The 17,119-nt window shown below is 42.9% G+C and carries 13 protein-coding genes and 1 pseudogene; 2 read left to right on the top strand and 12 right to left on the bottom strand.

Annotated features, from left to right (window positions below; translation table 11 throughout):
* The 8 genes from AC4MRV_RS10865 to AC4MRV_RS10900 all read right to left on the bottom strand — a co-directional run.
* On the bottom strand, positions 1 to 644 hold a 644-nt coding region (locus tag AC4MRV_RS10865), incomplete at its 3' end, for a hypothetical protein (protein WP_491187366.1).
* Complete coding sequence (locus AC4MRV_RS10870; RefSeq protein ID WP_491187367.1) at positions 634 to 3,114, bottom strand: fimbria/pilus outer membrane usher protein; 2,481 nt, start codon at positions 3,112 to 3,114, stop codon at positions 634 to 636. The genes AC4MRV_RS10870 and AC4MRV_RS10865, both read right to left, overlap by 11 nt.
* Positions 3,098 to 3,769 (bottom strand): fimbria/pilus periplasmic chaperone, encoded by a 672-nt coding sequence (locus tag AC4MRV_RS10875; protein ID WP_491187368.1) that lies wholly within the window; start codon positions 3,767 to 3,769, stop codon positions 3,098 to 3,100. Before AC4MRV_RS10875 ends, AC4MRV_RS10870 begins: the two co-directional genes overlap by 17 nt.
* A 1-nt stretch (position 3,770) precedes the next feature.
* Entirely contained in the window at positions 3,771 to 4,475 is a 705-nt protein-coding gene (locus tag AC4MRV_RS10880) for a fimbrial biogenesis chaperone (protein ID WP_491187369.1), read from the bottom strand.
* 62 nt (positions 4,476 to 4,537) lie between these two features.
* Positions 4,538 to 5,032: a hypothetical protein gene (locus AC4MRV_RS10885; RefSeq protein WP_491187370.1), complete on the bottom strand. Its 495-nt coding sequence runs from the start codon at positions 5,030 to 5,032 to the stop codon at positions 4,538 to 4,540.
* Positions 5,033 to 5,118: 86 nt separating this feature from the next.
* Positions 5,119 to 5,619, bottom strand: a complete 501-nt coding sequence (locus AC4MRV_RS10890) for a hypothetical protein (protein ID WP_491187371.1) — start codon at positions 5,617 to 5,619, stop codon at positions 5,119 to 5,121.
* A gap of 299 nt (positions 5,620 to 5,918) precedes the next feature.
* Complete coding sequence (locus AC4MRV_RS10895) at positions 5,919 to 6,524, bottom strand: alpha-ketoglutarate-dependent dioxygenase AlkB family protein (protein ID WP_491187372.1); 606 nt, start codon at positions 6,522 to 6,524, stop codon at positions 5,919 to 5,921.
* A gap of 36 nt (positions 6,525 to 6,560) precedes the next feature.
* Positions 6,561 to 7,505, bottom strand: a complete 945-nt coding sequence (locus AC4MRV_RS10900) for an endonuclease/exonuclease/phosphatase family protein (RefSeq protein ID WP_491187373.1) — start codon at positions 7,503 to 7,505, stop codon at positions 6,561 to 6,563.
* A gap of 116 nt (positions 7,506 to 7,621) precedes the next feature.
* Here AC4MRV_RS10900 and AC4MRV_RS10905 point away from each other — a divergent pair, with 116 nt between their 5' ends.
* Positions 7,622 to 8,101: an aminoacyl-tRNA deacylase gene (locus AC4MRV_RS10905; RefSeq protein WP_491187374.1), complete on the top strand. Its 480-nt coding sequence runs from the start codon at positions 7,622 to 7,624 to the stop codon at positions 8,099 to 8,101.
* A gap of 77 nt (positions 8,102 to 8,178) precedes the next feature.
* Complete coding sequence (locus AC4MRV_RS10910; protein WP_491187375.1) at positions 8,179 to 8,874, top strand: glutamine amidotransferase-related protein; 696 nt, start codon at positions 8,179 to 8,181, stop codon at positions 8,872 to 8,874.
* Between the two features lie 62 nt (positions 8,875 to 8,936).
* On the opposite strand, the gene AC4MRV_RS10915 is transcribed toward AC4MRV_RS10910, so the two are convergent.
* The 4 genes and pseudogenes from AC4MRV_RS10915 to AC4MRV_RS10930 form a co-directional block, all read right to left on the bottom strand.
* On the bottom strand, positions 8,937 to 9,323 hold the full coding sequence (locus AC4MRV_RS10915) for a DUF3574 domain-containing protein (protein WP_491187376.1): 387 nt from the start codon (positions 9,321 to 9,323) through the stop codon (positions 8,937 to 8,939).
* A gap of 74 nt (positions 9,324 to 9,397) precedes the next feature.
* Positions 9,398 to 11,590 (bottom strand): nucleoside hydrolase, encoded by a 2,193-nt coding sequence (locus tag AC4MRV_RS10920; protein ID WP_491187377.1) that lies wholly within the window; start codon positions 11,588 to 11,590, stop codon positions 9,398 to 9,400.
* Positions 11,591 to 11,609: 19 nt separating this feature from the next.
* Entirely contained in the window at positions 11,610 to 16,643 is a 5,034-nt protein-coding gene (locus AC4MRV_RS10925; RefSeq protein WP_491187378.1) for a diguanylate cyclase, read from the bottom strand.
* Positions 16,644 to 16,969: 326 nt separating this feature from the next.
* Positions 16,970 to 17,119, bottom strand: a pseudogene (locus AC4MRV_RS10930) (carboxypeptidase M32); the annotation flags it as partial.

The raw sequence follows: 17,119 nt of genomic DNA on the forward strand, positions 1-17,119 counted from the left end.
AACTTACCTTGGTTATCTGAACTCACAGCAATTGAGTACCCTGAGTTTGTTTGCACCCAAAGCTTAGGTGCAGAATTGACTAATTTATATGAGCTTAGTTCTCCAAGGTCTAAGTTATAGTGATTTTGGGCTATCCCGTAGAACTGGATTTTTGCGATAGGCAGTACATTCATCGTTATAGGGATCGATTTAGGAGGTAAAGAATGGCTTGAGTGTGAGCCAATCAGAGCCACCTCGAGTTTGCCTTGGTAAGTCCCTGCTGGTTTCCATTGGAGTGATGGATAGCGTAATTGAAATGTTTTTGAGGGCTGCTGATCGGTTAATTGAACTTTCCACTGGTTGCCAACTAATTGTCCATTTCCGTGCCATTCGAAGTCAAGTTGGTCGTTATTATTACTTAGCAGGCTTTTCTCTCCGTTATCAAGCGCGATAGAAACTGTTGCGAGACATTCCTGCCCAGAAAAATCAGCTTTTACCCGATAACTGTTTGAAACCGAAAATTGGCTCGAAGAAGCTATATTGTATCTAATTTGCTCAGATATTGCTTCCAACGATAGCTTTTGAATTTCACAATCAGAAAAAGCAAAAGTGGAGTAGAGGAGTAATGGTAAAGTCGTAAGTTTGGTGTGCGTTTTAATCGACATATAAATCTCCTAATCGAATCAATACCTCACTATTAGGGCTGAGAGTGATTGTTAATGACTGCTGGCGACTATTATTAAGCGTCAACTTATATCTACCAGCTTTTAATCCGGATATAGCAAACAGTCCATTCCGGTTAGTGAAGAACTCAATGGGTTCTTGTTCCCCATCAAGATCAATAGCTTTACCAGCCATCAAGGCAAGAGGAGACTCAGATTGTTTATCCAGCAAAGTTCCGATCACAGTAAGTACTGCATCAGAGCCGACCTGCAATAAGTAACCTTGTTTGTAACCAGGATTTAGCCAGAACGCGCCATCGCCTAGGTCATAGCCTGGAGGGAGGTCTTCGACGTCATAGGTTAGTAAGCGTGTGTTGTATGCCACTAGGTCAGGAACGAGGGCGCTTTGTTGACCGTAACTGAAAACACGAGCATGTTCTCCATCGCTACTTGGCTCGATAGCCATACGATTTTCTTGGAGACTTGAGTGCTTTCTCACTATAGCAAAGGCATCGCGAACAGGGCGCCCGACAGCAAAACTTGTGCCCGCAAATGCTAAAGCACTGCTCAGTTCTACCCGAGTATTGTGGCTTCGAGAGTTCTCGCTAAAGTTATCAACTCGTGTGGTATGGTCCGCTATTGCGATAAATTGATTACCCGTGTAGTTGACTCCAACATCAAGGCTAGTATCGACGTCTCTGCTACGTACTATTGAAGCAAAACTGGACACTCCACCAGTGTTACCTATGTTGTTTTGATAGGTGTAATCCAACGATGCTTGATCGTTGTCACTACTGTAACGGCTAACGACACGTGTTGTTTTTCCAAAAGGCCAACTTAACGTGATTGACGCGCTCCATTCATCACTGTCTACCTTGTAGTTTCGAAAATTTACTTTTGCGCTCCAAGTTGCTGGTGTGGCGAAAAGCGAGCCAGATAAACTCGGGCTTAAACTAAAATAGTCATCGTTTTCGTCGATGCCTAGGCTATATCCAAGAGATAAAGCTGCTCTAATATCGTCAATGAGATACATGGAACCAAACGCTGACGCATAATGGCTGACAGGGTTTATTGGAGATTCATCTACGTCGTAGCTTCTAACGCCAGCATAATGCTCTGATTGATATTCGTAGATGATACTAAACTGAGGTCTGAGGAGGTCGTCATCATCAAATTCGGCGTCAAAAGCTGCTCTATAGGCGTGGCCTGATCCAAGAGTAGGGTGGTGACTGAAAGATGGTGAAAGCTCTGTAATTCCCCACGGAATAGCGAAAAGCAATGTACCACCGTATTGATATAAATCGTTTCTTGTTTGCGCATTTATGCCGGCAGTTAGCCAAGATGCCACACCGACATCTAAGTATCCATGAACTATTTTTTGGTCTGTGAGGTATTCAATTTGTCTCTGATTTCGTTGACTTGGTACACCATACATTAAGCTATATTCGAACTCTCCAGAATCGAGTAGGTCATTCCCCGTAGCTACCGAAAACTCAATGCGCTCTTGTGCTCCGCTAGGATCAGTGATGAGTAACTGCACGTCATTATTTCCTTGGGCTAAAGGGATGTCGTTGAGGTTATAGCTCCCAGCACCTAACGTGAGGCGTTGAACTACGACCCCGTCTACGATGACATCGACGCTTGAAGTGCGCTGTAACGTAAAGGATTGGTTTGCGGTTGGCCGGATGTTACGAGTCGGTATAAGCGTGAAATCTCTTGTGATACCCACGCCGAAGACATCTGTAGCGTCCTGTAGTAATTTGCCAGTGTTGTACATGTCACCGATTACAATACGTGTTCCTTGATTGGGTACGTCATAATTCAGTCGAGTTCCTTCTCTGACGTAGATAGGGGAGCTGTTTGTATTAGTCTCATAGGTCGCCTCATATTCCAGATTGAGTCTTCCTAGTGTTAATCCACCATCAATTCGTGAGTTGTATGAGTCGATTCGCTCCCTTTTAACATCGATAGATTGACTTGAGTTTGCGTTGAAACTGACGTTTAGATAGCCAGAAACAAATTGAGGATCAAGATAGTTAAAATCATCATAATCTTGCGACAATGATATGCTTCTAATTAAGCTAGCGTCTGCAGGCACTGTGATAACGCACTCTAGAGTTGATAGATCAAAAGTTAAATCTAGTCCAGCTTGTAAGAAATCATTTTGGGTGAGACGTTGTTGATGTTCAGATTGTGCCAATTTTGTCAGTGCAGCTTCAGAAACTAGGCTAGATAGCAAGGCGATAGTACTTTCTTTCGGCAACTCGATCTTATTGTCAGCTGTAATAGTAATTAATGCCTCTCCAAGCACTGTGTCGCTGACTCTTAGTAACGAGGAAAGCTCCAAATCTCGCCCTGTAGGGTTTAGAACAATTTCCTCTTGGCTAGCGCTTAACGTTGAAACAAGCACGAACCAAAGAATAAGCACTTTGAGAATAATATGAATAGCAATTTCACTAATTTTCATTGCCATAATAACTTCCCATCGGGACATTTACAGGGTTCGCTAAAATTATGTTGGAATAAGGGGGTATAAAATGCTCTTCAAGCTCAGGTTCTTCCTTATCAAATATATTATTAGGGGTGTCGAAAACTAAGTTTTTTGAGTATATGAAGCGGTTTCCGTTGTTCTCCATACGCGCAGAGCCATTGTTATTGACATATAAAGTGACATTAGGTTTTTGGGCGCCTGAGTAGATATGAACTAAAGTATTGTAATGGACCTGGAAATTAATACTTGGGTAAAGTTCAGGATTTGATCTATTAGGAGAGGTTAAGTTAATTTGACTGAAACGCACAAAATAACTTTCTGATTGAGAGAGTTCCTTAGTGCCTAACCATTGCAATCGAAATGCTTGCTTATCACCGGAATCCAACAATACGGCAGGAGGAAATACCATTAGAGATTCATTGTCATATTGTCTATCGTAAAGCTTCCCATCGGTATTGAACTTTAGTTTATATACATTAACCTCTATAGCTAGCTTCTCTGTGGAATTATTAGTAATGATAATTTTTTCTGAATTTTTTTTATCAATGTTATATTCCAAAGTTGTTGGAGAAAGAACAACGCCATAGGAATTGCTAAATACAATTGTCAATATTAATCCTATAGCGAATTTTTTCATACTACTCTTCCTCTGCTATATCAATTTTTAATTGTTTGACATTGAAGTTATCAATGGGTGTCATTTCAAAAAAACGTGTTGAGAAAGGAAGAACTAAAGTTCCAGCGATAAGCCTACTGATTTCAACGCCTTTGAGATATTTGGAATTGTTACCATCGTCTAGAGTCCAGTTTGTTCTAGAAAGGCGTCCGTAACTGTCTCCTTTGTTTTCTACTTCGACCAGCCATTTTCCATTTTTGGGCATAACACTTTTAATGTTGAGATCTGGGTTTGTATTTTTAGGTCGAATGTTTACCAGAGTGTTAAACTGCAACAGTAGTCCCATTTGGCCACTATCGTCTTCGGAGTTTTCAACGTTTACTTGCTTCACCGCAATACGATACGATTTAGATTGAGAGATTGATGGGTCGCCTAAATAACGAACCATTATAGATTGAGAACGTCCAGGTTTAATAATCGCAGTCACAGGGATAACCAAGAGATCATCGTCAGCTGGAGATATAGTTTCATTGCCATATTGGTCCATTGTCATTGATAATGGGTACAGTTCGACGGTTAAAGGCTTTGATGACGTATTATCAACACGCATCGACATTTGTGCCCGCTTTCCTATTGGCTCCATTTCGGCAACCATAGGTTCTACGCGGTAAGCATTTGCCATTGAGGAAACTGCAAACAAACCAATAAAACTAATCCAGCGCAACATGCTTAGCTCCATCTATGTGTTAAATAAGAAAGGAGGCCGCGTGGTACAGCCTCCAGATATGGTTAGTTTGATGTAATGTTTACAGTCAAGGTATCAGAGTATCCACCAGCCCAAGCGGCAGTTTCTGTGGTCACTACGTCAAGCGTTGCGCCTACACCTGTCGCAAGAGTAGCTGAGCCGGCATAAGACATTTCTTCTGACACGTCATTCAGTCCAGGGCCTCCCGGAGTATTCAATACAAGAGGCGTCAAACCTGAAGGGGTGAATGTGGCTGTGTATTTCAGAGCATAGTCTTCGTTATCATCGGATTCTAAACCACCCTCAGCACTTGTCAGTTTCACTGTTGCGCCATCAATGTCGTTACACTGGATACCTAGGGGAATTGAAACAGATTGGGTACTTGTTACTAAACCTAGGTCAACGAGTTGTGTAGAAAGACCTGATACTTCACATACCGGAGATACGTAACCGACAAGCTGCACATCACCTGGAGCTGCGTGAATTGGAGTTGTTAAAACAGCTGTTACTGCAGCGGCACAAAAAGTTAGTTTTTTCATAAGAAAATTCCTTTAACTCAAATTGAAACATTTATTTTTAGCCCATTTCCAACGAGCTACTCAATCCACCAAATATGGCGGAGGTACTACTTCACGGTACTGAGAATAGAAGGGATAATGTCTATTTCTACAGTATCTTGATAATGGCCTGAATATAAAAGACCATGTTCCAGCGTTACTCTAATCTCTCCGTGGGATGAAAATGGAATAACGCCAAAGCTACTAATGTTGTTTACGTTAGTTAATTCTTGGCTATCAGATCTAAAATTTGTCTTTGTTTTTTTTATCTCTATTTCAAGAGTGTATTTCTCTATAATGTCGACGCTGCTATGGTTTAGTTTTAACCCTCCATTATGAGAAAGTATTTCTACGGAAAAAGGTTGGTTGCAATATAAATCAAATGGCAATGATTCCTGGTTTTTATTTGATATGTCTATTTGGTTACCATAGTTAAACTCAATTTCACATCGATCGCTTATATGTCCTTCTATATCCATTGTGAGGGACGAAGAATATGATTGAGCAGTTAAAAATAAACTGGATGGAAAAATGATGAAATACATACCAAGGTTAGATGCAATATTCATTTCTATCCCCAATAAAATTATCATTAACTCAGGGGAAAGTGTAAGTCGTATGAATCTAATGAGAGTGGTAATCTAGGTTGATATGAACGAGAAGAGTTGTAGCTAAAGTCGTGCTTATCCATATGTAAGGTTGTGCATTTGTTATGACTTTGCTTTTTTGAGCCTCTTGAGAGCAGGATATAGAAATTGAGGATATTTAGCATGGTGGATGCCGCAACGAATCTGAGATTGATCAGAATGATGTTACGACGTCATTTAAACGTATAGGTATAAGTATCCCAAGTAAGGAAGTATATGCCCTAGCTCAGTAAGTTTCTAAAGGTAAGGTTTAGGCGAGCCCCTGTATTTACTTTGGTTTTGGGTAAAGTATGCAGCCAAAATTTCTGCATTTCTCCAGCCATGATGAGCAAACTGCCTGAGGGAAGGTCAAATGTGATTTTCTCTTTTGTTATCTTGTGTTTTAGATGAAATCGGCGAGTTTCTCCGAAACTTAATGAAGCGATCACTGGGTTAGTACCGAGCTCGGGCTCATTATCACTGTGCCAGCCATTGGAATCTTGGCCGTTTCGATACAAATTGGCTAACGCGGAGTTAAAGCGTGAGTTAGCAACTGACTCACATCGCTGTTTCAATTCGAGCAAATGAGGAAGCCATGGTTCTGGCTGCATGGTGATATTGGAGTATTTATAGGGGGAATCGCCATACCAACATTGCAACCGTGGAATAGGCATGGTTTTACCAAACAGTGTGATTTTATCCTTTCGCCACTCAATTTGGTTACGCAAAAGCTCAAATAGCTCATCTGCTTCGTTTGACGCGATAAAATTTGGTGACCAGTACAGCCTACCGTTTTTGACAGTGTGCCATGAGTCCGGAGCCAATTTTATTATATTTAGATTAGCCATATTGCTTTCTTTATTTCCGACAGTATTTATTACGACTTAGAGTACGAAGCGGGAGGTTACCGCGATAAAAGCGTGGTCACTGGCGTGTTTATCTTGTTCATAGTTGGGATTGGTTAGATGTGAATCTAACGTGTTGAAACTTGTCACATCCACTAACGATACATCGGAATCTGGATGGAACTCTTGTGACATTAGTATGTAGTCAAGCACATTACCCTTTGCAAAATGGTAGTGTGTCGCAGGGCGATGTTTATCGTTATCTTCCAGTAGATCCCAACTATCTTTTAACACCAAGTCACTTCCATCGCCATGCATTTGTTTTACTAGCCATCCTGTCGTATCACTGCAGATTGTCTGGTTCATATCCCCCAATAATACGGTTGGTTTAGGGTTGCTTCTGTATTCGTTCTCCATAAAGAGTCGCAACATCACTGCCTCCCATCCCCGCTGTTGGCTAGAGAGCCAGCTCCCAAGCAGTGGATACTCTAATTCGGGATGCGTTGGCTCTATTGGGCGCTGAGACTTTAAGTGACAAACGTAGACTGATAACTCTCCTAATACAGGCACTTCGATTAACGCGTGAATAGGGTGACGACTAAACTCTGGCAATGTGGGTGAATAGCCCTGACAGAGATCTAAAGGTGGCACAACTTTTTGGGTGAGCTTAATGGGAAACCTAGAGGCAATTGCAACAACAGGTTTTGAATAAATGTATTCATCTTCTACGTGTGGGTGTTCAACTGTCGAAAAGTAGGGATAGCCTAATTTGTCGAACAAGGTACTAGCCGCATCGATACTGAATACTTCTTGCAGACCAACGACATCGGCATCAAGCTGTGCCAGCTGTCTTTCTATCCATTGGCATTTTCCTAGCCATGCTTGATCATCGTATATGTTGTCAAACTCATAGAAGGCCGCTGGAGGTTCGACAAAATTGAAAAGGTTGGCTGTCGCGAATGTCAGTTTGTAATCAGTCAGCAAAGTGTGTCTCGTTTTTTATCCTGCTAACGTCAGTTTAACGAAATCCTAATCAATTTGCTCTTGTTCAATGACTCTTTCCTATACTTATTCAGGGAACCTTTTTTGAGGGATCAATTATGACAATTGCCACCCGATTTGATCACTATCTATACGAGCATGAAATCCCATTTCAAGTGGTAGACCATGCACATAGTGTCAGTTCTATACACAGCGGGAAGGCCGCTGATATTCCTTTAATGTGTTTAGCCAAAGGAGTGGTTTTGGAAGATCACGAAGGGCGACATATTATGGCTGTCTTACCTGCAAATAATAAGATTAGCTTGTCACGGGTTAACGATGAGCTTAATGCGAGTTTTCATTTAGTTAAAGAAAAGCAAGTCTACGAGATGTTTGATGACTGTGATAACGGAGCTGTTCCTCCGATGGGGAGTCCTTATCACATGTCGACGCTATGTGATGAGATGTTAACCAACTTGGATACAGTGTATCTTGAGGCTGGAGATCATGAAACCTTGCTTAAGTTGGATAGGGCAGCGTTCGGTCGTTTAATGGAGCAAAGCAAATGCTTTAGATTTAGCAGCCAAGTCTTCCATTAATACCTTTTCTGTGAATAGAATGCCTCTAGTATTTGCTAGAGGCATTATTGTTTTTCAGCAACTTAGAAGAGGTGACAATGAAGATCGGTATATTAATGGCTGGTGATACTCCAGAAGCTTTGCGCAGTGACTTTCCGAGTTTCTCAGAGATGTTTCAAGAGATGATAAGCCGTCAAATTGACTCGCCAACTTTCCAAGTGTTTTCAGTAAAAGATGGACAGTTCCCTAAAGACATTGAGGCGTGCGATGTTTGGTTGGTAACTGGCTCTGTTAGCAGTGCGTATGACGGTGATAGTTGGATCAACGATCTTGAGCAGTTGATTGTTGAAATTGATAGCAAAAAAATTCGTCTTATTGGGGTCTGTTTTGGTCATCAGATCATTGCCAAAGCACTGGGTGGTCGAGTTGAAAAGTACTCTGAAGGTTGGGGCGTCGGGTTGCACTCTTATCAGTTTTGTTTAGAAGGGAATGAGCCGAGAGCAGAGGTGTTTTTGCCTGCTTTCCATCAAGACCAAGTTGTTGAGAAACCCGTTAATGCGAAAGTTCTGATGACGTCTAAGTTCTGTATCAACGCAGCCTTAAAATATGGTGAGCATGTGTTAACCTGTCAATTTCACCCAGAATTTACTATTCCTTTTGAACGAGCGCTTATTGAACTCTATGCCAATGAAAGTATTCCTTCGGACGTTTATCAAGAAGCAATAGCAAGCTTTAACAAGCAACCCGATAATGATGTGTTCGCTAAGCTCATCGGTGATTTTATCCATCAGTAGAGAGTGGTGAGTTAGGGCAATTCACATCAAGGATGTATCTACGACATCCTTGTTGTGTTTGATTATTTTTGTTCAACAAATTCCCATTGCGTAACAGGGCTTTGAACCAGCATAACAGAGTCTTGGTGATAGAGTGTTGCGTATGCGTGGGCTATCGATTCTGCTTTAGCGATCTCTGCCTGCTTGAGGATAATAGTGACAATCTTGGATGTTTCTGCTTTGCCTTTCCAGTAACCTGTTGAATCAACAATATTAAAGCCATCGAAGCGAGAGGCAATGTGGTCTGTGACAAAATCGTTCCACTCGGTTTGGCTAACGCTTCCACCGTTTGGAATAGATAGGCCAAAAAATAGCTGAACATGAAATATGTCAGAAGCAAGGGTTTTGAACGGTAGGAGAAGAACAATTAGAATTATACTGACAGGAAAGATACGTTTTCCATATTGCATTATGTTAGCAGTCCTTTTTAACAAACAAATATAAGGGCATGGGTCTTGAACCCTGCCCTTACGCTATTAGGGGCTTAGATCCCCCTTAAATATCCTTTCGCACGACCGCACTCCATTTCCCACTGCACACCATATTGGTCGCGCCAGTAAAAGAATGACATTGGGAATGGTGACAGGACTATCGGTGGCCCTTCAACTTCATTATCGGCTCGTCCATCCGGATATCTGACCATCTCAACACCTGGTTGCTCTTTTAGGTGCTCAAAGGCTGCCATGATGTTGTTTACCTCTAGAGCTGTATGACGAACACCGCCAAGGTCGTTGGTATTTTTGACCGTTATCTCTTGGCTTCCTACAGGATCATAGTAACGCATTAGCTCGAGATATAGGCCGGCCGTAGGGTGGTGCAAAAACCGAATATCGACATCGACTTTGCCATTTTCAAAACCCGCGTCTTTAGCGAATGAAGCTAAGGTAAGCCTCGGGTAATCCATAATATCCCCTGAAGCATCGTACGCTTGCTCGAAGCCGAGTGTACGTTTGTAAAACGCGGTTGCTTTCTCCACATCGTCAACAATGATATTTAGGTGCGATACAGCGGACACGTACTTAGAGGGATCTTTGGGATCAACAATATCACTGAGTAAACGACTCGAGAAGTCGCTGCTGACGGCGGTACAGAAGAGAACCTTATGCGAGCTTTGGCAATCTGGTGAAGCGACTAAATAAGGTTTGTAACAATTGCTCGTTTTAAATCGATTTGCTTTGGTATCATCCTCTCCAATTCGTATTTCGACATTAACCTCTGTCCACTCAAAGTCATTGGGGTTGGTTGCAAATCCTGCGGCCAAGGCGTCAAACGGATTAAAGCCAGGCGCACCCAGTTCATTCGTCCACATATCAAGCCAAGGTTGTGTTTTCTGTATCAAGTAATCTGCGACGGTGCTTGTCCCTGCGATCTTGTCGAGATCTTTCTGTGATACCCAAACCTGATTAGCGAGTTCAAATGGTGCTAACACTATCGGAATTTTGCTTTCAATAAGAATTCTCATTGCGTCTGGGTCGAGATCGAAGTTTAAGTCCCTAAATGGAGTCTCTTGCTTAGGGCCGACGATAAAGCTTTTGTTCTCACTGCTACGCCCTGCAACTAGAATTATTTTTTCGATGTTGTGCACCAGCTCAGGGTGAAGGAGAACAACCGAAGCGATATTGGTCGCGGGTCCCAAAGCCACAATGGTTGTCGGCTTCTTTTTAAGGTGAGCAGCGATGGCGGCGACGGCGTCATTCTCCTCAATCGCTCCAATTTTTATAGGCCCATTTGCGCCTCTGGCGACTGGTAGTGCTATTGGTCCAAAACGATTTGCCAGTATTTTCGCTAGGCTGTATGACGTGTCGACATCGGTGTTCCCATAGCAAGTGCTGATACCTGCGACTTTGACATTGGTGGAATTGAATAAGCTTAGAAGAGCATAGGCGTCATCAACGTCACACGGGGCACCTGAACTAGAAGCGGTGCCGATAGAGAGATCGGTATCGACCCAAACAGACGCTGGTTCTAGAGAATCTAAGATTGTTCTTACCACTAAATCGACGGAGTCTGGGTTTTGACCTGTAATGAGGTTGTCTTCGATAACTACGAACTTCGCCCCCGGTTCTTCACACTCGTATTTTGCGCCTTTGCGTTTTAGTGCGTCTTCTAAATGGTAAGGAAGAGCTTCTATATACTGGTGAGGTGTTAAGGTTTCTTCTTTGTCACTGAATGCCGTGAGTTTCAGCCCCTCGACTAATGGGCTACCATCAGGCTTACGAGCTGAGAGAAGGCCTGTTGGGCCATGGCACACCGAGCCAATCAGTTTATTGTCCGCATAAAACTCACTGACGATACGAGCTAAGCCAATACTTTGCTTAAAGTCCCATAGTGTGCCGTGACCACCACAAAGAAAGAGTGTGTCATATGATGAAGTGTCTATTTGGTTCACAGAGGGAGTATTTTCTAGCTTGGACATGGCAAAAGGTGAGTCCATGAACTGCTTAACCCACTTTGTAACGAATTCTCCTTGAGCACTGAGAGGATCAGGGTGTGCATAGCCACCTTGAATAGAGGCAATGGTTACCTCATAGCCTGCGTTGTAAAAGCCCCAAAACGGAGCCGCCATTTCATTAAACCAAAAGCCGGTTTTTTTGCCCGTACCGTCCAACTCCCTGTGGCTGGTGACGACTAACAATACTTTCTTTTGAATCTTATTTTTATGTTGCTGATACTGCATTGGTTACTTCAAACTCCTTTTACTTCAATCGAATAACCACTTGGTTTCGGCCACTGTTTTTCGCTTCATAGAGCGCTTTATCCACGCGATTCAGAAGTGAATCGATAGTGTCGGAATACAGAGCCGGTGTAACGCCAATGCTGACGGTGACAGAGTTTGCTGGGCGGTTGTCTTGCTCTGCAATGACTCGACCGATTTTCTCTGCGTTGATACTCGCTGCTTCAATATTTGTCTTACATACGATCAGAAACTCTTCGCCGCCCCAGCGCGCGGGCGTGTCTTCAGAAGCAATGGATTGCTTTATAGAGTGGGAGACATTTTTCAGAATGTGATCACCTGCGCTATGACCAAATTGGTCATTGATACTTTTAAAGTTATCGACATCAAGCATGAGAAGAGACAAAGGCTCGTTGTTGTCATTCAATTGAGTTAACGCAAGCGCCAAGGTTTCTTCTGCATAACGGCGGTTATAAAGCCCTGTTAATTGATCAGTGGTCGACAATTGGTAAAGTGCTTTATTGGTTTCACGCAATTGCTCGTTAGCCTGGTAGAGTTCTTTAGTGCGCTCTTGAACGAGCCCCTCTAGGTTGTTATTCATCTGCTCAAGATCGGAAAACATTCTCGCATTTTCAAGCGAGATTGCGGCTTGCGAGGCGATGATGTTGAGGGTTTGTACGCGATCGGCTTGAAATGCCTGATCGGCGTGGTTGTTTTCTAAATAGAGTACGCCAGACAGCTTGTTTTGACGAATAATAGGGACACAGAGGACGGATAGGGAGTCCTTGTTTTCAAGGTATGGGCAGCGCTCAAACTGAGTGTCGTGTTCGTTTGGAGTATAGAGTACATCGGTCTTCGCATTAATAACGTAGCGGACGATTGAACGAGACAAGCAATGAGATTTAGAATATGGAGTATTCAAGCCGCATTTATCATCCTTGGAATCTTCAACGGTCACTTTCTGCGTTACGATGAACTCTCCGCCAGTTTCGAGCAGCAGCAGTCCTCTTGTTGCCCCCGCATTTTCTACCGCTAGATTAAGCAACTCTTCAGCTAAGGTATCCATATTGATGTGCTGAGATACAGCTTGAGATGCCTTAAGCACAGAGCCCATATCTAGTATTGATGAGAAATCTTCAGTGCCCAGCGTTGAGTCCAGAGTGGCACTAAAAGCGGTTGATGAAAGGGCTTTCTGGCTTAATAGGCTAGGATAGTGCTCACACATCCATTGCACTTTGCCTTTTGCTCCCCACTGCTCGTAGCCTTCCAAGGCTCGCGTGAGATATGACTCCGCCTGATAGGGTTTTCCGGCCTCTTGCCAAAACAGTCCTGCGAATTCATCGGCTAATGCAGCGTCAAACAGAAAACGAGATTCTAGAGCATATTCTCTTGCGAGCTCATAGTGATCAAATGCAGAAAGAACATCTTTGCTTAGCCTGAATCGTTCAGCTTTAAGCAGTAGATACTTGTGTTTAAAGTTGTATGGGCATAGCTCTGCCCATGCTTCAAACTTAACAATAATTTCATCTAACCAGACTAATTGTTCATCGCGTTCACTGTTGGCGAGCTTGCTAATGTTCGCTGCTAAAAGCAGACCGGTGTATAGACAGCTGTCGACTTGAATGATTTGAGCTTGGACAGTGCTCTCAATTAAAGGTAGCCACTCTTTGAGTGTACTTGTTGGTATGGTTTCTTGCGCTAGTAAAGATGCTCTTAATACTGAGTAGACGGTGTGACCAAGAAAGAAAGGTGCTTCTTGGTAATCTTCTATTAGCTGAGCAGTCGAAAAGTTTTCGTCATCAAGAGAGGAAAACGAGGCAGTTTCTCCTCTTAGGTGTTTGATTGGTTGCAGAACGATGATTTTCAGTAACTGAGCCACTTCCGTCAGATGATTTGACGTTAGGTAGTCGAGGCTTGCCGCGGACTGTTGTGCGACGTTGTCCAGAAGATCACCAGAGGCCAACAGTACGTGAGGCATTTGTAAAAACACCCAGCCAGCATAAGGGGAACCTGATTCAAGCGACAATTTAGAAGCATCGTACCAATAGTAGTAACTGCTTTTTAGTGGAGCAAGCCAGTGGTTTATTCCCAGTGAAAACACGTGATAGGTGTAGTTTTTAAATACTGGGCTCTGATATTTATCCGCTAATCTGATGGCCAACTGACCTATTTTATGCCCTAGGCGATATTCACCACTTGAGCATAGGACAGTTGCGTAGTTTATTAGCCCAGCAGATGTGACGCTGCAGTTACCCTGCTGTAAAGACAGGCGAGTACTTATTGCAGCAACTGCAGCAAGTAATGGGCCTTTCCCTAATAAATAGCCATCGGTAAAAGCGTCGAATAACAGCTCATGAGTTAAGCTGAATTTCGGGTCTGCATTATCTCGTTGATGGAAAACATCCTCAGTGCTTAGTGTTTCAAGCAGAGTTTCGATTGACGCTTTCTCTTTGCTAAACAGTTCTAGAAGAGATTGGTCATCATCCGGCAAGCTTATTCCTAACAACCGCAGCGCTTCGTATTCTAAGTCGACCGACTTTTGGTATAGTCCTTGGTGGTGATATTGTTTTGCTTGGATGTTGTACAAATGGAGCTTATCTTGTTCGCGTGTTAGCGTGTCTCTAAGCTTTGTATAAAGCCGCTCTGCGTTGTCGAATTCACCGACAAGATAGCAAGCTTGTGCAAGCTCAAGATCAACAGCAACCGACAGCTCTGCCCCTAGGTCGTCTTCTAGTTCATCGATAAGAGTTTTGGCGTGAACCAAGCAGGAGTGAGCGATAGTGAAGGCGGCTGACTTTTTCGCTGATTTAGCGGCTTTTAAATTCAGCTCAATTAGTTCACTTTTTTCATCTGAAGTAGCGCATTGGCAGCCTTGGTTCAAGTGTTCTACGAGATCAAACAGATGGTCGTCAGACTGATTGGTATGGTTGAGAAGATACTGGCCAATCACCCAATGCAGTTCTTGAAGTTGCTTGTCAGAAAGCAAGCTATATGCGGCTTGCTGGATCCTATCGTGAGAAAAAGTGAACTGGGTGTCTGGTAAGCGTTCTGCGCCGTCTGCTGTATTCAATTCAAAATGGTCGTCTAAAGGTTGGATATAGCCTTGAGATACAGCAGGAATCAAGTGAGTCGCTACGGTTGATTTGGTTTGGTGCGATAAGCCTGAAAGTAGCTCCAAGTTGAACGTATTACCAATGCACGCAGCGGATTTAAGTAAATCTAACGTTTCTTCTGCGAGATTGACCATATTGCTTTGCAGCATCGCAATCGAGTTCTCGGCTGGAGGCGTCGAGTGAATCTCGTCCCAGCGAAAATCCCAATGATTGCTCGCATAGTTAAAGAAAATACTGCCTTTTGAATAAAGCATGCTCAACATAGTTTTATAGACAAGCGGATTACCACCTGTTCGGTCACATAATACTTGGTTAAGCTGATGATTATCTTCTTCTGTTAGCTCTATCGTATCGCCTAAGAGCGCTCCAATCACTGGGCCGGCCAATTCTTGCAAATGGATGTCTATGACGTTTGTGCAATCGTGTTTTAGTGCAGGCATGGAAATCATCAATGGATGATGCTCAAGCACTTCGTTGTCTCGATAAGCGCCAATAACCATTAAGTTTGAACGGCTTAGACTTGGCGCCAATGCTTCAAGTAGAGATAAACTTGGGGGATCGATCCACTGCAAATCGTCAATGAATAGCACTAAGGGTTTGTCTGCTTTCCCTAATGCGCTGACGAGATTAAAAAATGTCGTGTTAAAACGGGTAGAGGCTGCTTCAGTTGAAAGGCTTGGGACATGGGGTTGGGGACCGATTAGTAACTCAAGATCTGGAAGAAGATCAATCAGTACTTGGCCATTGGCTCCCAAGCTCTCGACGATCAGTTTTCTCCAAGACTGAATGCTTTCTGCACCCTCAGACATGATTTGTCGAATCAATCGACTGATCGCTTGAGTGAATGCGGAATACGGCTGGTGGCGTAAGAGCTGATCGTACTTACCGCTAGCAATGTACCCGCCTCTTGACGCTAGTGGTTTGTAAAGCTCTCGAATGAGCGAAGTCTTACCAATGCCAGAATGTCCTGAAACGAATACAAGTTGTCCTTGTCCATCTGCCGCATAGTTAAAGGCTTCGAGGAGGCTGTTTATCTCATTGTCTCGGCCATAAATTTTATCAGGAATAATTAGGCGATCATTAAGGTCATGTATCCCCAGTTCGAAGCTTTCAACGGTGCCATGTTTTCTAATTGAAGTTAAACAGTTCGCGAGGTCTGCATGAAGCCCTTCCGAACTTTGGTAGCGATCATTAGGCGATTTACTCATTAGCTTAATGACGATGTCAGAGACTGCTTTGGGAATACTAGGCTCAATTTCAAACGGTGGTTGTGGGTCAAGAGCGATATGGCTATAGATTAGCTCATTAGTATCTTTAGTTTGAAAAGGGAGTTGTCCCGTGAACAGTTCGTATAGCAATACACCGAGTGAATAGAAATCGGTTCGGTAATCTAAACCGCAGTTCATTCGACCAGTTTGCTCTGGTGACATATAAGGCCGTGAACCTTCAATAGAAAGAGGTTTTACGACATTTCTCGCTTTGTCCGGAAACTCAATAGAGGAACAGAAATCGATTAAGGAAACTTCTCCGCTCTGGCCAATAATAACATTACTAGGCGAAATATCCCGGTGGCAGAAGTCCTGCCTGTGGACAAGCGATAGAATTCGAGATAGCTCAGTGCTGATCTCAAGCGCTTGTTCTAGCGATATGTCGTGTCGTTCTTGATAAACACGTAAAGATTGGCCTTCAATCCATTCTCTAACCAGTACTGCTGAATTTTTAAGTTCGAGGAAGTCATGTGGACTAGGAATACCCTTTCCATTGAGTGCATTTAGAATTCGATATTCTCTACCTAGTGCAGATAACTGTTTTTGTTCTGGAAATTCATTTGCGGGAACTTTGAGGGCAATGGCTACGTTACTGCCTTTTTTAAACCCTTTATAAATTTTGCTCTGATGTCCGTTGTAGATTTCAACTAAATCAGTGAAGCCTTCAATATCCATATTACTTTCCTGATTAGCGCCAAGGGTGGCTAAAAGCGATGTTGTGAGGTTTTGCAATAATACATAACCCTAAATTAGGCTTAGATTATCAACTAATGATGTAATTTATTGATAATGAGGTAGATATTCTGATTTACCACAGTGCTTTATATTGATAGTGCGAGTCATTTCATTTTTTTAATTCACGTTATTGATGAATTTGACACTTAACTTGATGGCTATTTGACCTATTTGGTTCTTCAGTTGCTTTAGAAGGACGATTTTGGGAGGTGAGGCTATTCGAATGGGCTAGATAAAAAAAGCAGCCCATAGGCTGCTTTTTCTGATTACAAGTAACGATTTCGCAAATGCGTTTTGAAGTGCTGGGCGTTCAGCGTTTCGCCTGTTGCTTGCGTTACCAGCTCATCGGTGGAAAGAAGACTACCCTTGCTCCAAATGTTTTCACCTAACCAGTTAAAAATAGGCGACAGATCACC

This window comes from Vibrio sp. (genome assembly GCF_984391705.1).